This is a genomic window from Mycobacterium shinjukuense, from assembly GCF_010730055.1.
Lineage (GTDB): Bacteria > Actinomycetota > Actinomycetes > Mycobacteriales > Mycobacteriaceae > Mycobacterium > Mycobacterium shinjukuense.
The window spans coordinates 2,596,095-2,619,666 of record NZ_AP022575.1 but is presented as its reverse complement, the minus strand read 5'-3'; the positions used below and the strand labels follow the sequence as shown (position 1 = coordinate 2,619,666).

The window sequence follows — 23,572 nt, the reverse complement described above, 5'->3', positions numbered from 1 at the left end:
ATACCTGGGCTGATCACCGGCCACCGGTGCGCCCACGCCCGCCCTTGACAGGTGGTTATCGAATGATAACCTGGCATCATGTTATCAACTGATAACCGAGCCGAGCTCGGAGACATTCTGACCGACATGCGGGGTTACCTCGCCGACACGCCACCGGCGCTGAGCCTGCCGCCGGCCGCCTACAGCTCATCGGAGTTGTGGGAAGTGGAGCGGGAACGGATTTTCAACCGGTCCTGGATGCTGGTCGCCCACGTGGACCAACTCGCCGAAACCGGTGACTACGTCGCGGTTTCCATCGCGGGGGAGCTGGTCATGGTGGTGCGGGGCGGCGACGGCGAACTGCGTGCCCTCTCGCCGATCTGTCGGCACCGGCTGATGCCGCTGGTGGACACCGGTGCGGGGCGCACCGACGCGTTGACCTGCCAGTACCACCTGTGGCGATATGGGCTGGACGGCCGGTTGCGCGGGGCGCCCCACATGGCCGGCAACAAAGACTTCAACCCCAGGGATTGCCGGCTTCCTCAGCTTGCAGTGGAAACCTGGAAGGGATTGGTGTGGGTCAACCTCGATCGCGACGCCGAGCCGATCGGGGCCCATCTCGATCTGGCCGACGAGGATTTCGCCGGCTATCGGCTCGAAGAGATGGTGCAGGTCGAGTCGTGGTCGCAGGAATGGCGGGCCAATTGGAAGCTGGCGTCGGAAAACGGCCACGAGAACTACCACGTGCTCGGCCTCCATCGACAGACCCTGGAGCCGTTGGTGCCCGGCGGCGGCGACCTGGACGTTCGGCAGTACTCACCGTGGGCGCTGCGCATCAGGGTTCCCTTCGCCTTTCCCGCGGAAGCGAAGTCGTTGCCGCTCAACGAGGTTCAGCGGGCCAACCTGTCGGTGTTGTGGACGTTTCCCAACAGCGCGCTGGCGGCCGCCGGCGAGCGGGTGGTGTGGTTTGGCTTTATTCCGCAGAGCATCGACCGGGTGCAGGTGCTCGGCGGCGTGCTCACCACCCCCGAGCTGGCCGCCGACCCGGCGGCCAGGGACCAGACGGCGCGGTTGCTCACCGCGATGATCAACGACGAAGACCGGCTCGGGCTGGAGGCCGTGCAGCTGGGGACGGGCTCGCGTTTTGCCCAGCGCGGTCATCTCAGCCCGAAAGAACAACCCGGGATGCTGGCCTTCTACCGCAACCTGGCGGCGGCGCTGGTTGGCCACCGGTCCGGTGGTGGTTAGCCGACCGGCGCGACAGCCGGCGACCTGTCACACGCGCATGCCACAATCGACATCACCACCTGGCCCGAACCCGGTCCACACGATTTCCATGAGGTGGCCGCATGAAAAATCGAGGCTAGGCCATAAAAAATTCAATACCGTTTACTTAAGGGGCCACGACGACCTGCCGCTTGATCGTTGAGCGCGTTGCGGTGGCACATCAGCAGAATAACAAGGATGTAATCTTAAGTAAACGGTATCGAGGCCGATCTGTCCGGAGTGCCAACAGATTTGACGGAAACCGCCGGGATTTGCGTCACGATATGCCACAGTTTTTCCTGCGGTTGGGCTTGTGATGTAAGAAAGGGGATGGCCTGATGAACTTTTCGGTGTTGCCGCCGGAGGTTAATTCGTTGCGGATGTTTACCGGTGCGGGGTCGGCGCCGATGTTGACGGCGGCGGCGGCCTGGGGTGGGTTGGCTGATGAGTTGGGGTTGGCGGCGTCGTCGTTTGCGTCGGTGACCTCGGGGTTGGCCGGTCAGGCGTGGCAGGGGCCGGCGGCGGCGGCGATGGCGGCGGCGGCGGCGCCGTATGCGGGGTGGTTGAGCGCGGCGGCGGCGCGGGCGGCGGGGGCGGCGGCGCAGGCCAAGGCGGTGGCGGCCGCGTTTGAGGCCGCGCGGGCGGCGACGGTTCCGCCGGTGGTGGTGGCGGCCAATCGGAATGCGTTGGTGCGGTTGGTGTTGACGAATCTGTTTGGGCAGAACGCGCCGGCGATTGCGGCCGCTGAGGCGCTGTATGAGCAGATGTGGGCCGCCGATGTGGCCGCGATGGTGGGCTATCACGGTGGGGCGTCGGCGGCGGCGGCGGCGTTGCCGTCCTGGCAGCAGTTGCTGCAGGGGTTGCCGGGGTTGGGTCAGGTGGTGGCCGCGGGGCCGGTGGCCGCGGTGGCCCAGTTCACCCCGCCGGCCCTCAACACCGGGCTGGGCAACATCGGCAGCTGGAACCTGGGTGGGGGCAACACCGGGGTGTTGAACCTGGGCAGCGGTAACTTCGGCAATCTGAATCTGGGTGGGGGCAATATCGGCAACCTGAACCTCGGCGGTGGGAACTTCGGTTTTGCCAACCTGGGCAATGGGAACATCGGTAACACCAACTTCGGCAGCGGCAACAACGGCAATCTGAACTTCGGCGGTGGGAACTTCGTAGGCAACGGGAACTTTGGTTTCGGAAACGCCGTTGGCAGCGGAAATCTGGGCAGCGGCAACCGCGGCAGCACGAACATCGGTATCGGTAACTTCGGTTCGTTCAACCTGGGCAGCGGGAACAACGGGTTTTCCAATGTCGGGTTTGGGAATCTGGGTAACAATAATTTCGGTCTGGGCAACAACGGTAACAACAATATCGGTATTGGGCTCACCGGGGATAATCTGGTGGGGATTGGCGCGTTGAACTCGGGTGTCGGGAATATGGGTTTCGGGAACTCGGGGAACAATAATATTGGGTTCTTCAATTCCGGTAACGGGAATGTGGGTTTCTTCAACTCCGGAGAAGGCAACACCGGCTTCGGCAACGCGGGGAACGTCAACACCGGCTTCTGGAACGGCGGCTCGTCCAACACCGGCTTCGGCAACGGCGGCAACCAGAACTTCGGGTTCAGCAACGGCGGCTTCGAGAACGTGGGTATCGGCAACGCCGGTAGTAGCAACATGGGTTCCGGGAACGCGGGCATCAGCAACACCGGTGATTTCAACGCCGGTGGCGTGTTGGGTTTGGGCGGTAACACCGGCTCATTCAACGCGGGCAACACGAACACCGGCTTCGGGAACTCTGGTGATCTCAACACCGGCCTGTTCAATGCGGGGGATGTGAACACCGGCATTGGCAGCGCGGTCGACCAGCCCGGTACGGTGTCGGGCTTCGGCAACACCGGCACCAACGTCTCGGGCTTCTATAACACCAATGGGGGTGTTTTTGGCGGTGTCTCTGGTTTCCAGAATGTCGACACGATTGGCGCCGTGACCTCGGGCTTCCAGAACATGGGTGTCGGGCTCGTCGGCTTCAACAACACGGGCAGCTTCAACACGGGCTTCGGCAACACCGGCTCGTTCAGTACCGGCATGAATAACTCGGGCACGTTTAATTCCGGCATCGGGCACTCGGGTAACTTCAACTCCGGATTCTCGAACTCCGGCGACAACGACTCGGGTGGCTTCAACCAGGGCGATTTCCAGGCGGGCTTCTTCGGCCAGCCCTAAACGATCCCGCGTGCTGGGGTGTTGGCCACCGGTGGCAGATGGTGAGCCCAGGGTGGAGTGCCGTGAGCGCAGCAGTCGCATGAGGGCTCACGAACCCGACCCTACCCGGTGCAGGTTTACGCTCGCGTGTTCAGTGCCCGATGGGCTGGGCACCCCCGTCGATTGTGGTCAGTTCTACCCTGTGCTGGCCCCGGCCGAGTTGGAGCGCGCGCTCGTCGGCTTGATCCAGACCGGGCAGGACGAGGGCGATCTCCGCGCGATGAATCCGCTTTCGGCCGCCAGGTTGGTGCAGGCGCTGTTCGACGCGCTGGCACTGCCCGAATTTGCGGTGAGCCCGGCCGAGATCGTCGAGTTCGCGATGACCGCGCTGTTGTCGAATCCCGAGAGGTTGGCCGAGATCCGTTCTGCCGCTGAGGCTTTCCACATCGCGACGAAACGGCCCAACACCGGAAGCTGAGCCCTATCCTGCCGGGGTGCCGACGCCGCCGGGCTTGTGACACAGGTCCCAGGCCGGCCTCGACCACACGGGCCACGGCGACTGATGGCTGGGTCCGGGACGGGCTCAACGCGGCGCGCGTCGATTGGGCAAAATGCACAAAGATTCGACCAAAAATACGGATGTTCGCGCGACGATTTGCCTAATGTTTGTGCGCACGGGTGGAATGATGTGCGACCGGCTGTAGGGCGGGAGCTGCGGCCCGGGGAGGGACGTTTGGTGACTACCTACGGAAAGGGGATGGCCTGATGAACTTTTCGGTGTTGCCGCCGGAGGTTAATTCGTTGCGGATGTTTACCGGTGCGGGGTCGGCGCCGATGTTGACGGCGGCGGCGGCCTGGGGTGGGTTGGCTGATGAGTTGGGGTTGGCGGCGTCGTCGTTTGCGTCGGTGACCTCGGGGTTGGCCGGTCAGGCGTGGCAGGGGCCGGCGGCGGCGGCGATGGCGGCGGCGGCGGCGCCGTATGCGGGGTGGTTGAGCGCGGCGGCGGCGCGGGCGGCGGGGGCGGCGGCGCAGGCCAAGGCGGTGGCGGCCGCGTTTGAGGCCGCGCGGGCGGCGACGGTTCCGCCGGTGGTGGTGGCGGCCAATCGGAATGCGTTGGTGCAGTTGGTGTTGACGAATCTGTTTGGGCAGAACGCGCCGGCGATTGCGGCCGCTGAGGCGCTGTATGAGCAGATGTGGGCCGCCGATGTGGCCGCGATGGTGGGCTATCACGGTGGGGCGTCGGCGGCGGCGGCGGCGTTGCCGTCCTGGCAGCAGTTGCTGCAGGGGTTGCCGGGGTTGGGTCAGGTGGTGGCCGCGGGGCCGGTGGCCGCGGTGGCCCAGTTCACCCCGCCGGCCCTCAACACCGGGCTGGGCAACATCGGCAGCTGGAACCTGGGTGGGGGCAACACCGGGGTGTTGAACCTGGGCAGCGGTAACTTCGGCAATCTGAATCTGGGTGGGGGCAATATCGGCAACCTGAACCTCGGCGGTGGGAACTTCGGTTTTGCCAACCTGGGCTCCGGAAACATCGGTAACACCAACCTCGGCTGGGGGAATTTCGGTAATCTCAACCTCGGCGGCGGGAACTTCGTAGGCAACGGGAACTTTGGTTTTGGAAACTTCGACGGTGATGGGAACCGGGGCAGCGGCAACGTCGGCGGCACCAACTTCGGCAATGGTAACTTCGGTTCGTTCAACCTGGGCAGCGGGAACAACGGGTTTTCCAATGTCGGGTTTGGGAATCTGGGTAACAATAATTTCGGTCTGGGCAACAACGGTAACAACAATATCGGTATTGGGCTCACCGGGGATAATCTGGTGGGGATTGGCGCGTTGAACTCGGGTGTCGGGAATATGGGTTTCGGGAACTCGGGGAACAATAATATTGGGTTCTTCAATTCCGGTAACGGGAATGTGGGTTTCTTCAACTCCGGCGATGGCAACACCGGCTTCGGCAACGCGGGGAACGTCAACACCGGCTTCTGGAACGGCGGCTCGATCAACACCGGCTTCGGCAACGGCGGCAACCAGAACTTCGGGTTCAGCAACGGCGGCTTCGAGAACGTGGGTATCGGCAACGCCGGTAGTAACAACATGGGTTCCGGGAACGCGGGCAACAGCAACACCGGTGATTTCAACGCCGGTGGCGCGGCCGTCGGGTTCGGCGGAAACACCGGCTCGTTCAACTCCGGCAGCCTGAACACCGGCTTCGGGAACTCTGGTGATCTCAACACCGGCCTGTTCAATGCGGGGGATGTGAACACCGGCATTGGCAGCGCGGTCGACCAGCCCGGTACGGTGTCGGGCTTCGGCAACACCGGCACCAACGTCTCGGGCTTCTATAACACCAATGGGGGTGTTTTTGGCGGTGTCTCTGGTTTCCAGAACGTCGACACGATTGGCGACGTGACCTCGGGCTTCCGGAATATGGGCATCGGGCTCGTGGGCTTCAATAACACGGGCTTCATCAATACGGGCTTCGGCAACACCGGCTCGTTCATGACGGGCATTAATAACTCGGGCACGTTTGGGTCCGGCGTCGGGCATACGGGCGATTTCAACTCCGGATTCTCGAACTCCGGCGACAATAGCTCGGGTGGCTTCAACCAGGGCGATAACCAGGCGGGCTTCTTCGGCCGGCCCTAGTTTCGCCCTCGCTTGGGGGGTGCTCCGTCGCATCGGTGAGCGGTCGCCGCCGGGTTGTCGTTGTTGCAGATGGTGCAGCGGGTTTTGCGGAACCGCGGATCTTCGGCGGGGAGTCAATTAACGTTTGCGGGGCAGGTCGCGTGATGAGGCCGATTTCCTGAGTCAAGGTACGCGAGCGGGTCTTGGTGCGGGTGGGCCTGTGGTGGTCTCAGTGAAAGGATTTGCGCTCGTGAATTACTCGGTGTTGCCGCCGGAGGTTAATTCGTTGCGGATGTTTACCGGTGCGGGGTCGGCGCCGATGTTGACGGCGGCGGCGGCCTGGGGTGGGTTGGCTGATGAGTTGGGGTTGGCGGCGTCGTCGTTTGCGTCGGTGACCTCGGGGTTGGCCGGTCAGGCGTGGCAGGGGCCGGCGGCGGCGGCGATGGCGGCGGCGGCGGCGCCGTATGCGGGGTGGTTGAGCGCGGCGGCGGCGCGGGCAGCGGGGGCGGCGGCGCAGGCCAAGGCGGTGGCGGCTGCGTTTGAGGCCGCGCGGGCGGCGACGGTTCCGCCGGTGGTGGTGGCGGCCAATCGGAATGCGTTGGTGCGGTTGGTGTTGACGAATCTGTTTGGGCAGAACGCGCCGGCGATTGCGGCCGCTGAGGCGCTGTATGAGCAGATGTGGGCCGCCGATGTGGCCGCGATGGTGGGCTATCACGGTGGGGCGTCGGCGGCGGCGGCGGCGTTGCCGTCCTGGCAGCAGTTGCTGCAGGGGTTGCCGGGGTTGGGTCAGGTCGCTTCGGTCCTAGGCAATACCGGCGTGGGGAACCTGGGCATCGGGAACACCGGCAATAACAACCTGGGCAGTGGAAATACCGGCGACACCAACTTGGGCAGTGGAAACAATGGCAACGCAAACTTGGGCAACGGAAACATCGGCAATGCCAACCTGGGCAGTGGAAACGTCGGTAACACTAATTTCGGTAACGGTAACAGCGGCAGTACAAACCTGGGCAGCGGAAACTCGGGCAGGATCAACCTGGGCAGTGGGAACTTGGGCAACGGAAACATCGGCAATGGCAATGCCGGGAACGGAAACCTAGGCAGCGGTAATATCGGTAGCTTTAACTTCGGCAGCGGGAACCTCGGCTCCTTCAACTTGGGCAGCGGAAACCATGGCTCAGACAACGTGGGTTTCGGCAACCGCGGCCAGGGGAACGTTGGCTTCGGGAACCTGGGCAATAACAACGTGGGCTTCGGGCTCACCGGCGACAACCAGGTCGGCATCGGCGCGCTGAACACAGGCATCGGGAATATCGGGTTCGGGAACTCAGGCAACAATAACTTTGGCTTCTTCAATTCCGGCAACAACAATGTGGGCTTTTTTAACTCGGGCGACGGCAACTTTGGCTTCTCGAACGGGGGCGGCGTCAACACCGGCTTCTGGAACGCGGGCAACCACAACACGGGCTCGGGAAACGCCGGGACTCACAACATGGGCTCCGGAAACATGGGTTCCTACAACGTGGGGTTCGGGAATACGGGCTTGTACAACGTCGGCTTCGGGAATGCGGGCACGGAGAACTTCGGTGTCGGGAACGCCGGCTCCGTAAACATGGGCTTCGGGAACTCAGGTGTGGTCAACACGGGCTGGGGCAACTCGGGATTGATCAACACGGGCGCCTTCAGCTCCGGGAACTTCAACACGGGTTTTGGCAGCTCGGTCGACCAATCTGTAGCAAGCTCGGGCTTCGGCAACAACGGCACCAATACCTCGGGCTTCTTTAACTCGGGAAATTCGTCCGCAGGCTTCGGAAATACGGGCGACGTTCAAGTGGGTATCAATAACACCAGTGTCGCCGGTTTCAACGTCGGTATTAATAACGTGGGTTCGGGCACCGTCGGTTTCGGAAACACGGGCATCCAGAACATCGGCTTTGGAAATTCGGGCAACCTGAACACAGGCATCGCAAACTCGGGCACAAATAGCTCGGGCGGCTTTAACAAGGGCGACGAACAGTCGGGGTTCTTCGGCCAGCCGTAGCTTAGCCGCAGCTTAGTGGTCTCGCTCGTAAGTTCGTTGGGGGTCTCGGCGTTCTGACAGGCCGCTCCAGGCGTCGCACCTTCCTCATCTGCCCCACGTGTACCCGGTACCGCCGGCATACAAAGTGCCCGCCTCCAAGCGACAGCCACGGTTGCCGCTCGTAGGCGGGCACATCGCATATGCCTGCCGCACCGGAACGCGTGAGGCGGGCGAGGCAACAGGGAACGTCCACCTTGCCCACCGGCTCGCCAAAAGCCGCGACACGCGGGGCCACCCTGGTTCCGACCCCGACGAACTTACGAGCCTGACCACTTAGCCTTAGCGAAGCGGAGCAATCGAGTCAGTGCACCAGTTGCGCGGCGCGCTCGGCCAGATCGAGCACCGGCTGTGGAACGATGCCCAGCACAACGGTGACGGCGGCGCACACCGCGATGGCGGCCTTGCTGAGCACACCGGGTGCCATCACCTGCGGGGTGTCGGCGGAGCCCTCGGTGAAGAACATCAACACGATCACCCGGACGTAGAAATAGGCGGCCACCCCGCTCGCGATCACACCGATGACGACCAGCGGCACCGCGCCGCCCGACGCGGCGGCGTTGAACACCGCGAATTTGCTGATGAATCCACTCGTGAGCGGGATGCCGGCGAAGGCCAGGAGAAACATCGACAGCATGACGCCCACGATGGGTGAGCGCTGACCTAGCCCGGCCCAGTGGGACAGGTCGGCGTCCTCGACCCCGTCGGGGTTGCGGATCAGACCCACGATGGCGAAGGCGCCCACCGTGGAAAAGCTGTAGGCGACCAGATAAAACAACGTCGCCGACAGGCCCGCGGGGTTGTCGGCGATCACACCGGTGAGGATGAAGCCAACGTGCGCCACCGACGAGTAGGCCAGCATCCGTTTGACGTCGGTCTGGTTCACCGCGGTGATGGTGCCCACCGCCATGGTCAGGATCGCGATCGCCCACAGCACCGGCCGCCACCGATCGTGCAGCGGCGGCAGCGCCACGTCGACCACGCGCAGCAGCGCACCGAACGCCGCCACCTTGGTGGCCGCGGCCATGAACCCGGTGATCGGCGTGGGTGCGCCCTGGTAGACGTCGGGAATCCAGGAGTGAAACGGGACCGCCCCGACCTTGAACAGCAGGCCCACCGACAGCAGCGCCACCCCGACCAACGCCAGCGAGGTGTCGCCGTGGGCCGACAGCGAATCCCGGATGCCGCTCAGGGTCAGGGTGCCGGTGGCGCCGTACAGCAACGCCACACCGTAGAGGAAAAACGCCGACGAGAACGCGCCCAGCAGAAAGTACTTCATCGCCGATTCCTGCGACAGCAGGCGGCGGTGCCGGGCCAGCCCGCACATCAAATACAGCGGCAGCGACAACACCTCCAGCGCGACGAACATCGTCAGCAGGTCGTTGGAGGCGGGGAACACCATCATGCCGCCGACGGCGAGCATGGCGAGCGGGAAGAGTTCGGTCTGGGATGCACCGGCCCGTTCGGCCTCGCGCTCGGCCTCGCTGCCGGGGACCGCCGAGGCCTGGGGGGTGAAGGCATCCAGCCCGTGCCCGGCGCCGACCGTGCTCAAGGCGCCAACCCGGCCGCGGGCGCTGCGCTCGGCCATGAAGACGACCGCCATCACGGCCACCAGCAACAGGGTGCCTTGCAGGAACAACGTCGGCCGGTCCACGGCTATCGATCCGAGCACCGCGCGGCGACCGGACGCCGGAATCGACGTGGCCACCACGACGACCGCGATGAAAGCGGCCACCGATCCGCCGAGGGCGAGGGTCACCTGGGCGCCGTATCGCCACCGGCGCGGCAGGAACGCCTCCAACACGACGCCGAGCACCGCGACCGCGAAGACGATGAGCATCGGGCACAGCAGGAAATACTCCACGCTGGGGGTGGGCAGGATCATGGGCGCGGTCCTTCGGCTGTCCGGGGTGCGCCCGCACCCAAGGGCACGCGGGGCGCGGGATCGTGCTGGCCGATGGTGGTCATCGTGTGCTCGACGGCCGGGTTGATCAGGTCGAGCACCGGTTTGGGGTAGAGGCCCAGCACGAGCAGCAGCGCGATCAGCGGTGCCACCACGACCATCTCGCGACCCACCAGGTCACCGATGCGTTCGTTGCCTTTGGCCACCGGCCCGGTCATCACGCGCTGGTAGAGCCACAGCATGTAGATCGCCGAGAGCACCAGCGCGCTCACACCGAAGGCCGCCGCCAGCCAGTAGCGGTTGAAAGTGCCTAGCAGAACCAGGAATTCGCTGATAAACGGCGCCAGGCCGGGCAGCGACAGGGTGGCCATGGCCGCCACCATGAAGGTACCGGCCAGCACCGGGGCCACCTTCTGCACGCCGCCGTAGTCGGCGATCGCCCGGCTGCCGCGCCGGGCGATCAGGAAGCCGGCGATCAGGAACACCGCCGCCGTCGACAGCCCATGGTTGAGCATGTAGAGCGTCGACCCGCTCTGCCCCGGCGTGGTCATGACGAAGATGCCCGCGATGATGAACCCGAAGTGCGAGATCGAGGTGTAGGCGATCAGGCGCATCATGTCGGTTTGACCGATGGCCACGATCGCGCCGTAGACCACTCCGATGATGGCCAACGTGACGACCAGCGGACGGAAATACGTTGAGGCGTCAGGAAATAGCTGCAGGCAGTAGCGCAGCATGCCGAAGGTGCCGACCTTGTCCATGACCGCCATCATCAACACCGCGGTCGCGGGCGTGGATTCGACCGCGGCGTCCGGCAACCAACGGTGAAACGGCCACAGCGGGGCCTTGACGGCGAACGCGAACATGAACCCACCGAACAGCGCCTTGAACACCGTCGGGTCGGTGCCGTAGCGGCCCGCCTGCACGCCGGCCACGATGTCGCGGAAGTCGAAGGTGCCGGCACCGTGCCGTGCGGTGACCACATACAACCCGATCACCGCCGCCAGCATGATCAGCCCGCCGAACAGGTTGTACAGCAAGAACTTCACCGCGGCGCGCGACCGCCCGGGACCCTGGCCGAAGCCGCCGATGAGGAAGTACATCGGGATGAGCATGGCCTCGAAGAACACGTAGAACAGCAACACATCCAACGCGATCACCGAGACCAGCACCATCGACTCGATGGCCAGCGTCAGCGCGACGTAGGCGTGTACCCCCCGGGTGCGTTCGCCACCTCCGTCGTTCCAGCCGGCCACCAGCAGCAGCGGAACCAGGACCGTGGTCAGCAGCACCAGCACCATCGCGATGCCGTCCACCCCCAGGGTGTAGCCGGCGCCGAAAGCCGGTATCCACGAGTGCTTTTCGACGAATTGGTAGCGCTCTCCGCCGGGTTGGAAGCCGGTCGCGATGACGATCGACACCGCCAACGTCAAGACGCTGACCGCCAGGCCCGTCCACTTGGCGAGCTGGCGCCACCGAGGGCGCAGCAGGATGATCAGCACCGACCCCGCCAGCGGCACCAGCCACAGCACGCTCAGCCACGGCACGTTGAAGTTCACCACAGGTTCACCGCCAACAGCGCCGCGACCACCAGGGCCGCGCCGACCAGCATCGACAACGCGTAGTTGCGGGCGAAGCCGGTTTGCAGTCGCCGCAGGCGGTTCGACGTCGAACTCACCAAAGCCGCCAGCGCGTTGACCGAGCCGTCCACCCCCGCGTTGTCGACCGCGACCACCGCGTTGGTCAGTTGCGCGCCAGGGCGCATGAACACCTCCTCGTTGAACGCATCGCCGTAGGCGTCGGCGCGTGCCGCCGTCGTCAGCGCCGAGACCTGAACCGGGGCCACCCTTGGGATGGGCGCAACGCCGTACATCCGGTAGGCCACCGCGATACCGACGGCGACCACGCTCAACGCCAGCGTGGTGGCAACCCAGGCCGGGAACGCATGAGCGGTTTCCTCGTGCGCCCCGACCACCGGCTCGAGCCAGCGCTGCAAGGTGTCGCCGACCGCGAACAGGCCTCCCGACAACACCGAACCAACGGCCAGCAGGATCATCGGCCACGTCATCAGTGCCGGCGCCTCGTGCGGATGCGAACCTGGGGCCCAACGCTTTTCGCCGGAGAAAGTCATCAGCATCACCCGGGTCATGTAGAACGCGGTGATCCCAGCGCCCAACAGCGCCGCCCCGCCCAGCAGGTAACCCCGGCTGCCGCCAGCTGCCAGCGCCGCCTCGATGATGGCGTCCTTGGAGAAAAAGCCCGCGAACGGCGGCACACCGATGATCGCCAGATACGCCAGCCCGAAGGTGACGAAGGTGATCGGCAGGGCCGCGCGCAGGCCGCCGTAGCGGCGCATGTCCTGCTCGCCGTCCATCGCGTGGATCACCGCGCCGGAGCCGAGGAACAACCCGGCCTTGAAGAAGCCGTGCGTGAGCAGATGCATGATCGCGAACGCGTAGCCGGCCGGGCCCAGGCCCGCGGCCAGCACCATGTAGCCGATCTGGCTCATCGTGGAGGCCGCCAGCGCTCGCTTGATGTCGTCCTTGGCGCAGCCGATGAACGCCCCGAGCAGCAACGTGGCGGCGCCGACGACGACCACGGCCAACTGCGCGTCCGGGGCCAGGTTGTACAGCGGATTGGATCGCACGATCAGATACACGCCGGCGGTCACCATGGTGGCGGCGTGGATCAGCGCGGACACCGGCGTGGGGCCTTCCATCGCGTCGCCCAACCACGCCTGCAGCGGAACCTGCGCGGACTTGGCGCACGCACCCAGCAGCAGCAGCAACCCGATCGCGGTCAACACACCCCGGCCGGCCGCGGGCGCGCCGGCGAACACCTCGGCGAAGGACAGGCTGCCGAAGGTGCTGAACATCACGAACATACCCAGCGCCAGGCCGGCGTCGCCGACCCGGTTCATCACGAACGCCTTCTTGGCCGCCGTGGCCGCCGACGGCTTGTGGTACCAGAAACCGATCAGCAGATACGACGCCAGGCCCACACCTTCCCAGCCGACGTAGAGCAACACGTAGTTGTCGGCCACCACCAGCAGCAGCATCGCGGCCAAAAACAGGTTGAGGTAGCCGAAAAACCTGCGGCGGTCCGGATCTTCGGCCATGTAGGCGACCGAGTAGATGTGGATCAGCGAGCCAACCCCGGTGATCAGCAACACGAAGCACATCGACAGCTGGTCGATCTGCAACCCGAAGTCGACGTGCAGCCCGCCGACGGGCATCCAGCTGAACACCGTCTGGCGGATCACCCGGTCCTGCGCGCCCCGGCCGAGCAGCTCGGCGAGCAGCGTCGTGCCCACGGCGAAAGGCGCGAGGGCCGCGGCGCAGCCCAGCCAGTGGCCGAATGCGTCGGTGCGTCTGCCGCCGAACAGCAGCACCGCGGCGCCCGCCAGCGGCAGCGCCACGAGCAGCCAGGTGTAGTGAGTCATCTTGGCGTTCTTAGCCTTTGAGTAGATTCGCGTCGTCCACCGACGCCGATTTGCGGGCACGGAAAATCGTCATGATGATGGCCAAGCCGACGACGACCTCGCAGGCGGCCACCACCATGGTGAAGAACGCGATCATCTGTCCGTCGAGATGACCGTGCATCCGCGCGAAGGTGACGAACGCCAGGTTGACGGCGTTGAGCATCAGCTCCACGCACATGAACATCACGATCGCGTTGCGCCGCAGCAGCACGCCGGAGGCCCCGATGGTGAACAGCAGCGCCGAAAGGTACAGGTAGTTGGCCGGATTCATGACGCACCGCCTTTGATGGCTTCGGGCGAGGGCGTCTGCAGGCCGTCCGCCCCGCGGGTCCGCAGTATCGGGGGGACCGACAACGCCGAGTAGGAGCCGTCGGGCAGCAGCGCGGCGACGTCGACCGCGTTGTGACGCGCGTACACACCCGGGTTGGGCAGCGGGGTGGGGTGTGCGCCCGGACGGAAGCGCTCCTGGGAAAGCTCCCGCTGTGTCTTGCGGCGCTCGAACCGCTCGCGGTGGGCCAGGATCATCGCCCCGACCGCCGCGGTGATCAGCAGCGCGCTGGTCAACTCGAACGCCCACAGATAGCGGGAGAAGATCAAGGCCGCCAACCCCTCCACATTGCCGCCGGCGTTGGCGGCGGTCAGTCCGGCGAAGCCGCCGATGGCCACATTGCCGATCGCCGCAACCAAAAGCATGCCGAACCCGACACCGGTGACCACCGCGGCGACCCGCTGACCGCGCAGGGTTTCCTTCAGGGATTCGGCCGAGTCCACGCCGATCAGCATCAGCACGAACAGGAACAGCATCATCACCGCGCCGGTGTAGACGACGACCTGCACGACACCGAGAAACAGCGCGTCCTGCACCAGGTAGAACACCGCCAGGATGATCATCGTCAGCGCCAGATACATCGCCGAGTAGACGGCGTTGACGGCCAGCACCACGCCGAGCGCGCCGAACAGCGCGACCGTGCCCAGCACCCAAAAGGTGACCGCTTCGCCCGTGGAGGTGCGCACGATGGTGTCTGAGGCCAATGCCGCGATCACCGCGCACCTCCCGCGGTGCGGCTTTCGCGGAGGCCCTCGGCGGTCACGTTGCCCAGGTAGTAGTCCTTATCGGTGGCACCGGCGGCTCGCGGATGCGGCGGCGGGGTCATCCCGGGCAGCAGCGGGGCCAGCAACCGGTCCTTCTCGTAGATCAGGTCCGCGCGGTTGTCGTCGGCCATCTCGTAGTCGTTGGTCATCGTCAGCGCGCGGGTGGGGCAGGCCTCGACGCACAGACCGCAACCGATGCAGCGTAGATAGTTGATCTGGTACACCCGGCCGTAACGTTCGCCCGGCGAAAACCGCTGCTCGTCGGTGTTGTCTGCGCCCTCGACATAGATCGCATCGGCCGGGCAGGCCCAGGCGCACAACTCGCAGCCGATGCATTTCTCCAGGCCGTCCGGGTACCGGTTGAGTTGGTGACGGCCGTGGTAGCGCGGCGCCACCGGGCCCGGCTTCTCCGGATACTCCTCGGTGACCGTTTTTTTGAACATCGATGCGAACGTGACGCCGAATCCGGCCACCGCGTCCAAGAACTTGGTCCGGCGACGATGCGGGCCGGAAACGGCCCGAGGTGGGGGGACCGCCCGCTTGCGGGGGAGAGCCGGACGATCAGGGTTAGCCACGCGCGTCCTCCTTGCTCGCCGGCAGCGGCGGCGTCGGGAATACCGGTTCAGGCGTTTCACGCTGCTCGGCACGCTGCGGACGGCGCCGCGGTGCGGGCGCGCTGATCGGCTTGCGCAGCGTGGCCACCAGCACGGCGCCGACGACGGTGCTGCTGATCACCAGCGCCACGGTCCAATGCGGGTAGCCCTGGTTGCGCAGTGAGCGAAGGACCGCCGCGATCATGATCCACACCAGCGAGACCGGGATCAGCAATTTCCAGCCCAGCGCCATGAACTGGTCGTAACGCAGCCGGGGCAGGGTGGCGCGCAGCCAGAAATAGAAGAACAGAAAACCCCACACCTTGGCAACGAACCACAGCAGCGGCCACCACCCGGTGTTGGCCCCGGCCCACATGTTCAGCGGCCAGGGAGCCCGCCAGCCGCCCAGGAACATGGTGGCGGCCAACGCCGAAACCGTCGTCATGTTCACGTATTCGGCGAGCATGAACATCGCGAACTTCAGCGACGAGTATTCGGTGTGAAAACCCGCGACCAGCTCGCCCTCGGCTTCGGGCAGGTCGAACGGCGCCCGGTTGGTCTCGCCCACCATCGAGACGAGGTAGGTGAGGAACGACGGCAGCAACAAGAAGACGTACCAGACCCGGTCTTGCGCCTCGATGATCTGCGACGTGGACATGCTGCCGGCGTAGAGGAACACCGTCGCGAAGGACAGCCCCATCGCCACCTCATAGGAGATGACTTGGGCGGTCGAACGCACCCCGCCCAGCAGCGGGTAGGTGGACCCGGACGCCCAACCGCCCAACACGATGCCGTACACCCCGATCGCCGACATCGCCAGGATGAACAGCACCGCGACCGGCAGATCGGTCAGCTGCAGCGGTGTGCGGTGGCCGAACACCGACACCTCCGGACCGAACGGGATGAACGCGAACGCGGTAAACGCCGGAATCACCGAGATGATCGGCGCCAAGAAGTACACGAACTTGTCGATGCCGCCGGGGGTGATGCTCTCCTTGAGCGCCAGCTTGATCCCGTCGGCCAGGCTTTGCAGGGCCCCTTTCGGCCCCACCCGGTTGGGACCGGGCCGCAGCTGCATCCGGCCCAGCAGCTTGCGCTCGGCGATGATGGCCACCAACACCGTCAGCATGAGGAACACGAATATCGCGAGGGTCTTGGCCCCCACCAGCCACCAGGGATCGTGTCCGAAGGGGGTCATGAGCCCACTCCGATGTGGACGACGCTGCCGATCGTCGCGCCGAGCTCTTGGTGCACCGCCGAACCCGGTGAGTTCAGCGGCAGCCACACCACCCGGTCGGGCATGTCGGTGACCGTCAGCGGCAGGGTGATCGAGCCGCGCGGCGTGCTGACCGTGACCGCGTCGCCGTCCTCGGCGCCGATCTCGGCCGCGGTATCGGCCGACAGCCGCACCACCGGTTTGCGTGCGGTGCCGGCCAGATGCGGTTCGCCATCCTGCAGGCGGCCGCCGTCCAGCAGCAGCCGCCAGCCGGCCAGTATCGCCTCACCCTTCCCGGGATGGCCGGGTCCGGGGGCCGTGACGTGGGGGGTGGACGCGTGTTTGCCGTGCCAGGCGCCCAGCGCGGCAAGCTCCTCGCGAGCCGCCTCGACGGTGGCCAATCCCAGGTAGACCCCCATTTCGGCGGCCAGCGCGTCGAGCACCCGGTGATCCGACTGGCCCGCTTGCTGGGTGCTGCCGTGCAGCGCGGGTTCGAAGCCGCGGTAGCGGCCCTCCCAGTTGACGAACGCGCCGGCCTTCTGGGTGGTCGGCGCGACCGGAAACACCACGTCGGCGCGCTCGGTAACGGCGCTGTGCCGCAGTTCCAGGCTGACCACGAAACCGGCGGCGTCCAGCGCGGCCAGCACCGCGTCGGGATCGGCGAAGTCGGCCGGTTCGACGCCGCCGACCAGCAACGCTGCCAGGGTTCCGTCGGCAGCGGCGGCCAGCATGCCGTCGGCGTCCCGGCCGGCGGTCGTGGGCAATTCGGCGACATGCCAGGCCGTGCACACCTGCGCGCGGGCGGTGTCGTCGGCCAGCGGACGGCCACCGGGCAGCAGTGCCGGCAGCGCGCCGGCTTCCAGCGCGCCGCGTTCGCCGGCCCGTCGCGGCACCCACGCCAACCGGGCGCCGGTGGTGTCGGCCAGCCGCGCCGCCGCGGACAATCCACCGGGTACGGTGGCCAAGCGTTCCCCGACCATGATCACCGCGCCCGGCGTCGCCAGCAGATCACCCACCTCACCGGTGGCCAGCCCGTCCAGCGTCGAGGGCTCGGCTCCAGGAACGGTTTTGATCAACCGCCCCGACATCTTCCGCAGGCCGCGAGTGGCAAACGGGGCGATCGCGTACACCGGCACCCCGTGTTTGCGGGCGGCCTTGCGCAACCGCAGGAACACGATCGGCGACTCGTCTTCCGGCTCGAACCCGACGAGCAACACCACCGGTGCCGATTCCAGATCCGAATAGCTGACGGTGACTGGCCGCCCCGCGATGCGGGCCGCCAGAAAGTCGGCCTCCTCGGCCGAATGCGGCCGGGCGCGAAAGTCGATATCGTTGGTGTCCAACGTGATTCGGGCGAACTTGGCATACGCGTAGGCGTCTTCCCAGGTCACCCGGCCGCCGACCAGAACCCCCGCGCGGCCGCGGGCGGACTGCAGTCCCTGCGCGGCCGCCACCATGGCGTGCGACCACGAGGCGGGCACCAGCGCGCCGTCGGCGTCGCGGATCAGCGGTGTGGTGATCACGTCCGGCTGGGTCGCGTAGGCGAAGGCCCACCGGCCCTTGTCGCAGTTCCACTCCTCGTTGACTTCCGGGTCGTCACCGGCAAGCCGGCGCAGCACCTTACCGCGGCGATGGTCGGTGCGCTGCGCACAGCCCGACGCGCAGTGCTCGCAGACGCTGGGGCTGGACACCAGGTCGAACGGACGCGCCCGGAACCGGTAGGCGGTCCCGGTCAGCGCACCCACCGGGCAGATCTGCACCGTGTTGCCGGAGAAATAGGAGTCAAACGGTTGGTCGACGGAGATGCCGACCTGCTGCAAGGCGCCCCGCTCCTGCATCTCGATGAACGGATCCCCGGCGATCTGGTCGGAGAACCGGGTGCACCGCGCGCACAGGATGCAGCGCTCGCGATCCAGCAGCACCTGCGAGGAGATGTTGATCGGCTTGGCGAAGGTGCGTTTGGCGTCGGTGAAGCGAGAATCCGTGCGGCCGTTGGACATCGCCTGGTTCTGCAACGGGCATTCGCCGCCCTTGTCGCACATCGGGCAATCCAGCGGATGGTTGATCAGCAGCAGTTCCATCACACCGTGCTGGGCTTTGTCGGCGATCTCCGAGGTGAGTTGGGTGCGCACCACCATGTTGTCGGTGGCCACGGTGGTGCACGACGCCAGCGGCTTGCGTTGCCCCTCGACCTCGACCAGGCATTGCCGGCAGGCGCCGACGGGCTCCAGCAGCGGGTGGTCGCAGAATCTCGGGATCTGGATGCCCATCAGCTCGGCGGCGCGAATCACCAGCGTGCCCTTGGGAACGCTGATTTCGGCGCCGTCGATGGTCAGGGTCACCAGCTGTGGCTGGGCCACGCGGGTTTCGGCGTCGGCTGGCTTAGTCATCGAGCGCCGCTCCTCTCCCCCGCAAGCGGGAGGTGCCCCACATCGCTCCTGTTCTCTGCATCGTCGCCGGCGCGGTCACGCATTCACTCCGTTCGGCGTCAGCATCGATTCCCGGGGGTCGAACGGGCAACCTCCTCCTTCGACGTGCGCGACGTACTCGTCGCGGAAGTGCTTGATCGACGACATCACCGGGCTGGCGGCGCCGTCGCCCAACGCGCAGAACGACTTTCCCAGGATGGAGTCGGAGATATCCAGCAGCTTGTCGAGGTCCTCGTGGGTACCTCGCCCGGTTTCCAGCCGTTGGTAGATCTTGTCCAGCCAGAAGGTGCCCTCCCGGCACGGCGTGCATTTCCCGCAGGATTCGTGCTTGTAGAACTCGGTCCAGCGGCGCACCGCGCGCACCACGCAGGTGGTCTCGTCGAAGATCTCCAGCGCCTTGGTCCCCAGCATCGAGCCGGCTTGGGCCACACCCTCGTAGTCCAGCGGCACATCGAGGTGCTCGTCGGTGAGCAGCGGGGTCGACGACCCGCCCGGGGTCCAGAACTTCAACCGGTGTCCGGCGCGCACACCGCCGGCGTAGTCGAGCAGCTCGCGCAACGTGATGCCCAGCGGGGCCTCGTACTGGCCGGGGCGGGTGATGTGCCCGGACAGCGAATACAGCGTGAAGCCGGGTGATTTCTCGCTGCCCATCGACCGGAACCAGTCGACGCCGTTGAGGATGATCGACGGCACGCTGGCGATGGTTTCGACGTTGTTGATCACCGTGGGGCAGCCGTAGAGACCAGCCACCGCGGGAAAGGGGGGCCGCAGCCGCGGCTGGCCGCGCCGGCCCTCCAGCGAGTCGAGCAGCGCGGTTTCCTCACCGCAGATGTAGGCGCCCGCCCCGGCATGCACCACCAGCTCCAGGTGAAAGCCGGATCCGCCGATGTTGCGGCCGAGGAAGCCGGCGGCGTAGGCCTCGGCCACCGCGTTCTGCAGCCGGCGCAGCACCGGCAGCACCTCACCGCGCACGTAGATGAACGCGTGGTGGGCGCGGATCGCGTAGGCGGCGATGACGACGCCCTCGATGAGCGCGTGCGGCGTCGCCAGCATCAGCGGAATGTCTTTGCACGTCCCGGGTTCCGACTCGTCGGCGTTGACCACCAGGTAGTGCGGCTTGGCGGCCGCGCCGGTGTCGCCTTGCGGGATGAACGACCACTTGGTGCCGGTGGCGAAGCCCGCGCCGCCGCGGCCGCGCAGGCCGGAGTCCTTGACGGTCGCGATCACCTCGTCGGGCCGCATCGCCAGGGCCTTCGTCAGCGCGGAATAGCCGCCGTGGCGTTGATAGGTCGCCAGGGTCCACGACTGAGGGTCGTCCCAGTAGCGGCTCAACACCGGGGTCAGCAGGGTGGCCTGGGTGGTCACTGGCCCGCCCCCGGCGGTGGCGGTGCTTGCATGTCGTTTTCGTGCGCAACCCGCAGCCCGGCCACGGTGGCCGCGCCCGGGCCACCCTGGCCCCCGTCGGGACGCTGGTCGGGCAGGCCAGCCAGGATGCGCGCGGTCTGGCGGAAGCCGCACAACGGGGCGCCGCGGGTGGGCGCCAGCGGCTTGCCGGCGCGCAGCGAGTCGGCGAGCGCGCGCGCCGACTCGCAAGTCTGGTTGTCGAAGAATTCCCAGTTGACCATCACCACGGGTGCGTAGTCGCAGGCGGCGTTGCATTCGATGTGTTGCAGGGTGATCGCCCCATCGGGGGTGGTTTCGTCGTGGCCGACACCGAGATGCTCGGTGAGGCTATCGAAGATGGCGTCGCCGCCCATCACCGCGCACAGCGTGTTGGTGCAGACGCCGACCAGGTATTCACCGGTGGGGCGACGGCGGTACATGGTGTAGAAGCTGGCCACCGCCGACACCTCGGCCCCGGTCAATCCCAGCTGATCGGCGCAGAACGCCAAACCCGCCGGCGTCAGGTAGGAGTCCTCGCCCTGCACCAGGTGCAGCAACGGCAACAGCGCCGAGCGCTTGTCGGGATAGCGGCCGATGATCTCCTTGGCGTCGACCTCCAGCCGCGCCCGCACCTCCGGCGGATAGCACCGCGGGGCCGCGTCGGTGGCGAACTGGTTGGGCTCGTCCGGTGGCGGGCCGAGCCGGATGAAGACGCGCTCGCCTTGCGGGCCGGTCGTCATCGGTCCACCCCTCCCATGACGGGATCGATGCTGGCGACCGCGGCGATCAGGTCGGCGACCATTCCGCCTTCACACATCGCGGCCACCGACTGCAGGTTGGTGAAGGACGGGTCGCGGAAGTGCACCCGATAGGGGCGGGTGCCGCCGTCGCTGACCATGTGCACGCCAAGCTCACCGCGGGGCGATTCCACCGCCACGTACACCTGGCCGGCGGGAACGCGGATGCCCTCGGTCACCAGCTTGAAGTGATGGATCAATGCCTCCATGGAGCTGCCCATGATCTTGGCGATGTGCTGCGGCGAGTTGCCCAGGCCGTCGGGGCCTATCGCCAGATCGGCCGGCCAGGCCAGCTTGCGGTCCTCGATCATCGTCGGGCCCGGCCGCAACTTGTCCAGACACTGCTCCACGATCTTCAATGACTCCCACATCTCTTTGACGCGAATGATGTAGCGCCCGTAGGCATCACAGCGGTCATCGGTGATCACGTCGAATTCGTAGTTTTCGTATCCGCAGTAGGGTTCGCTTTTGCGCAGGTCGTGGGGCAACCCGGTGGAGCGCAGGATCGGGCCGGTGATGCCCAGCGCCATGCATCCGGCAAGATCCAGGTACCCGATGTTTTCGGTGCGGGCCTTCCAGATCGCATTTTCGTTGAGCAGGTCCCCCATTTCGCGCAAGGGCTGCTTCAGCTTCTTGATGGCTTCCGCGATCTCGCTGGCCGCGTTGGGCGGTAAGTCCTGCGCCACCCCGCCGGGCCGGATGTAGGCGTGGTTCATCCGCAGACCGGTGATGGACTCGAACAGGCAGAGGATGATCTCGCGTGCCCGGAAGCCGATGAACATCGCCGTCATCGCACCCAATTCCATGCCGCCGGTCGCCAGGGCGACCAGATGCGAGGAGATCCGGTTGAGCTCCATCATCAGCACCCGGATGACGTTGACCCGCTCCGGTATCTGCTCGGTGATGCCGAGCAGCTTCTCCACGCCCAGGCAGTAGGCGGTCTCGTTGAAAAACGGTGACAGGTAATCCATTCGGGTGACGAAGGTGACGCCCTGGGTCCAGTACCGGTATTCGAGGTTCTTCTCGATTCCGGTGTGCAGGTAGCCGATTCCGCACCGGGCCTCGGTGATCGTTTCGCCCTCGATCTCCAGGATCAACCGCAACACCCCGTGGGTGGACGGGTGCTGGGGACCCATGTTGACCACGATGCGCTCACCGGGATCCGCTTTGCGGGCGGCGTCGACGATCTGGTCCCAGTCCTGTCCACCAACGACCAGGACGGTTTCCCCGGGGCCGCCGGCCGAGTCGGTAATCGCGGTCATCAGTTGTAGCCCCTGCGCTCGTCGGGCGGGGGTATCTGCGCGCCCTTGTATTCGACCGGGATGCCGCCCAGTGGGTAGTCCTTGCGCTGCGGATGGCCCTGCCAGTCGTCGGGCATCTCGATTCTGGTCAGCGACGGATGGCCGTCGAAGATGATCCCGAAGAAGTCGTAGGTTTCCCGCTCGTGCCAGTCATTGGTCGGGTAAACCGAAAACAGCGAAGGGATGTGCGGATCACTGTCGGGTGCGCACACTTCCAGCCGCAGCCGACGGCCATGTGTGATCGACTGCAGCGGGTAGACGGCGTGCAGTTCGCGACCGGTCTCGTGCGGGTAGTGCACCCCGCTGACGCCTAGGCACAGTTCGAAGCGCAACTCCGGTTCATCGCGCAGACATTGAGCCACCCGCGGTAGCAGGTCCCGACGGACGTGCAGGGTCAGTTCGTCGCGGTAGACCACGACCTTCTCAATCGCGTCGTCGAATTCGACGCCGTCGTGCCGCAGCGCCTCGGCCAACCGGTCGACGATGTCGTCGAAGTAGCCGCCGTACGGGCGGGGGCTGTCGCCCGGGAGCGCGACCTGGCGGACCAGCCGTCCGTACCCGGAGGTGTCGCCGGTGCCGGAAACGCCGAACATGCCGCGGCGCACGTCGACAACCTCTTCGCTGGAGTAGGCGGGGCGGCCTACCGGTTGCTGCGGGTCTGGAGTTGGGGAGCTCATCGCAGCAGCCCGCGCAGCTCGATCGTGGGCCGGGCCGCCAACGCCGCCTGCTCGGCTTCGGCGATGGCACGCTCCCGGTTGACCCCCAACGGCATTTCCTGAATCTTCTCGTGCAGCCGCAGGATTGCGTGCAACAGCATCTCGGGCCGGGGCGGGCAGCCGGGCAGGTAGATGTCGACGGGAACGACGTGGTCAACGCCCTGGACGATGGCGTAGTTGTTGAACATTCCGCCCGACGAGGCGCACACACCCATCGCCAGCACCCATTTCGGTTCGGCCATCTGGTCATAGATCTGGCGCAGCACCGGCGCCATTTTCTGGCTCACCCGGCCCGCGACGATCATCAGGTCGGCCTGTCGTGGCGTCGCCGAGAACCGCTCCATCCCGAACCGTGCGATGTCGAACCGTGGGCCCGCCGTCGCCATCATCTCGATTGCGCAGCAGGCCAACCCGAATGTGGCCGGCCACAGTGAGCTCTTGCGGACATACCCCGCCACTTTCTCCACCGTCGACAGCAGGATCCCGCCGGGCAGCTGTTCTTCCAGGCCCACGCCCTAC

Annotated in this window: 17 protein-coding genes and 3 pseudogenes; 7 read left to right on the top strand and 13 right to left on the bottom strand. The window is 66.0% G+C overall.

All coding sequences use genetic code 11. The annotated features are described in order from the left end of the window. The first annotated feature begins 78 nt into the window (after positions 1-78). The 7 genes and pseudogenes from G6N20_RS11800 to G6N20_RS11780 all read left to right on the top strand — a co-directional run bounded on the left by G6N20_RS11800 (position 79) and on the right by G6N20_RS11780 (position 8,106). Positions 79-1,227 carry an aromatic ring-hydroxylating oxygenase subunit alpha gene (locus G6N20_RS11800; RefSeq protein ID WP_083052630.1) on the top strand — a complete coding sequence of 383 codons (1,149 nt, stop codon included), beginning with the start codon at positions 79-81 and terminating at the stop codon, positions 1,225-1,227. Between the two features lie 356 nt (positions 1,228-1,583). After that, positions 1,584-2,825: pseudogene (locus G6N20_RS11795) on the top strand (PPE family protein); the annotation flags it as partial. 87 nt (positions 2,826-2,912) lie between these two features. Next, positions 2,913-3,461 carry a PPE family protein gene (locus G6N20_RS22240; protein ID WP_408632567.1) on the top strand — a complete coding sequence of 183 codons (549 nt, stop codon included), beginning with the start codon at positions 2,913-2,915 and terminating at the stop codon, positions 3,459-3,461. Positions 3,462-3,654: 193 nt separating this feature from the next. Next, a pseudogene (locus tag G6N20_RS11790) lies at positions 3,655-3,918 on the top strand (TetR/AcrR family transcriptional regulator); the annotation flags it as partial. Between the two features lie 287 nt (positions 3,919-4,205). Further along, positions 4,206-5,447: pseudogene (locus G6N20_RS11785) on the top strand (PPE family protein); the annotation flags it as partial. Positions 5,448-5,534: 87 nt separating this feature from the next. Then, positions 5,535-6,086 (top strand): hypothetical protein, encoded by a 552-nt coding sequence (locus G6N20_RS22235; protein WP_408632566.1) that lies wholly within the window; start codon positions 5,535-5,537, stop codon positions 6,084-6,086. 229 nt (positions 6,087-6,315) lie between these two features. Next, positions 6,316-8,106, top strand: a complete 1,791-nt coding sequence (locus G6N20_RS11780) for a PPE family protein (RefSeq protein ID WP_163662952.1) — start codon at positions 6,316-6,318, stop codon at positions 8,104-8,106. Positions 8,107-8,446: 340 nt separating this feature from the next. Here the strand turns inward: G6N20_RS11780 and nuoN are convergent, their stop codons facing one another. The 13 genes from nuoN to G6N20_RS11715 form a co-directional block, all read right to left on the bottom strand. Then, positions 8,447-10,027, bottom strand: a complete 1,581-nt coding sequence (gene nuoN, locus G6N20_RS11775; RefSeq protein WP_083048743.1) for an NADH-quinone oxidoreductase subunit NuoN — start codon at positions 10,025-10,027, stop codon at positions 8,447-8,449. After that, positions 10,024-11,607, bottom strand: coding sequence for an NADH-quinone oxidoreductase subunit M (locus G6N20_RS11770; protein ID WP_372516328.1), 1,584 nt, complete (start codon positions 11,605-11,607; stop codon positions 10,024-10,026). Before G6N20_RS11770 ends, nuoN begins: the two co-directional genes overlap by 4 nt. After that, entirely contained in the window at positions 11,601-13,487 is a 1,887-nt protein-coding gene (gene nuoL, locus G6N20_RS11765; RefSeq protein ID WP_083048746.1) for an NADH-quinone oxidoreductase subunit L, read from the bottom strand. Before nuoL ends, G6N20_RS11770 begins: the two co-directional genes overlap by 7 nt. 10 nt (positions 13,488-13,497) lie before the next feature. Continuing rightward, a complete protein-coding gene (nuoK, locus tag G6N20_RS11760; protein ID WP_007168303.1) occupies positions 13,498-13,797 on the bottom strand; it encodes an NADH-quinone oxidoreductase subunit NuoK in 300 nt (99 codons plus the stop codon). Beyond that, complete coding sequence (locus tag G6N20_RS11755; RefSeq protein ID WP_083048749.1) at positions 13,794-14,570, bottom strand: NADH-quinone oxidoreductase subunit J; 777 nt, start codon at positions 14,568-14,570, stop codon at positions 13,794-13,796. The genes nuoK and G6N20_RS11755 overlap by 4 nt, the downstream gene beginning before the upstream one ends. Next, positions 14,567-15,193, bottom strand: coding sequence for an NADH-quinone oxidoreductase subunit NuoI (gene nuoI / locus G6N20_RS11750; protein ID WP_083048752.1), 627 nt, complete (start codon positions 15,191-15,193; stop codon positions 14,567-14,569). Before nuoI ends, G6N20_RS11755 begins: the two co-directional genes overlap by 4 nt. Further along, positions 15,186-16,409 (bottom strand): NADH-quinone oxidoreductase subunit NuoH, encoded by a 1,224-nt coding sequence (gene nuoH, locus G6N20_RS11745; protein ID WP_083048755.1) that lies wholly within the window; start codon positions 16,407-16,409, stop codon positions 15,186-15,188. Before nuoH ends, nuoI begins: the two co-directional genes overlap by 8 nt. Further along, the gene (locus G6N20_RS11740; protein ID WP_083048757.1) at positions 16,406-18,817 is read right to left on the bottom strand and encodes an NADH-quinone oxidoreductase subunit G; all 2,412 of its coding nucleotides are present in this window, start codon (positions 18,815-18,817) and stop codon (positions 16,406-16,408) included. Before G6N20_RS11740 ends, nuoH begins: the two co-directional genes overlap by 4 nt. 75 nt (positions 18,818-18,892) lie before the next feature. Beyond that, the gene (gene nuoF, locus G6N20_RS11735) at positions 18,893-20,221 is read right to left on the bottom strand and encodes an NADH-quinone oxidoreductase subunit NuoF (RefSeq protein WP_083048760.1); all 1,329 of its coding nucleotides are present in this window, start codon (positions 20,219-20,221) and stop codon (positions 18,893-18,895) included. Continuing rightward, positions 20,218-20,979, bottom strand: coding sequence for an NADH-quinone oxidoreductase subunit NuoE (gene nuoE, locus G6N20_RS11730; protein WP_083048763.1), 762 nt, complete (start codon positions 20,977-20,979; stop codon positions 20,218-20,220). Before nuoE ends, nuoF begins: the two co-directional genes overlap by 4 nt. Then, positions 20,976-22,298 (bottom strand): NADH dehydrogenase (quinone) subunit D, encoded by a 1,323-nt coding sequence (nuoD, locus tag G6N20_RS11725; protein ID WP_083048766.1) that lies wholly within the window; start codon positions 22,296-22,298, stop codon positions 20,976-20,978. Before nuoD ends, nuoE begins: the two co-directional genes overlap by 4 nt. Further along, positions 22,298-23,014, bottom strand: a complete 717-nt coding sequence (locus G6N20_RS11720; RefSeq protein ID WP_083048769.1) for an NADH-quinone oxidoreductase subunit C — start codon at positions 23,012-23,014, stop codon at positions 22,298-22,300. Before G6N20_RS11720 ends, nuoD begins: the two co-directional genes overlap by 1 nt. Further along, a complete protein-coding gene (locus tag G6N20_RS11715; RefSeq protein ID WP_083048772.1) occupies positions 23,011-23,565 on the bottom strand; it encodes a NuoB/complex I 20 kDa subunit family protein in 555 nt (184 codons plus the stop codon). The genes G6N20_RS11720 and G6N20_RS11715 overlap by 4 nt, the downstream gene beginning before the upstream one ends. Positions 23,566-23,572 lie beyond the last annotated feature (7 nt).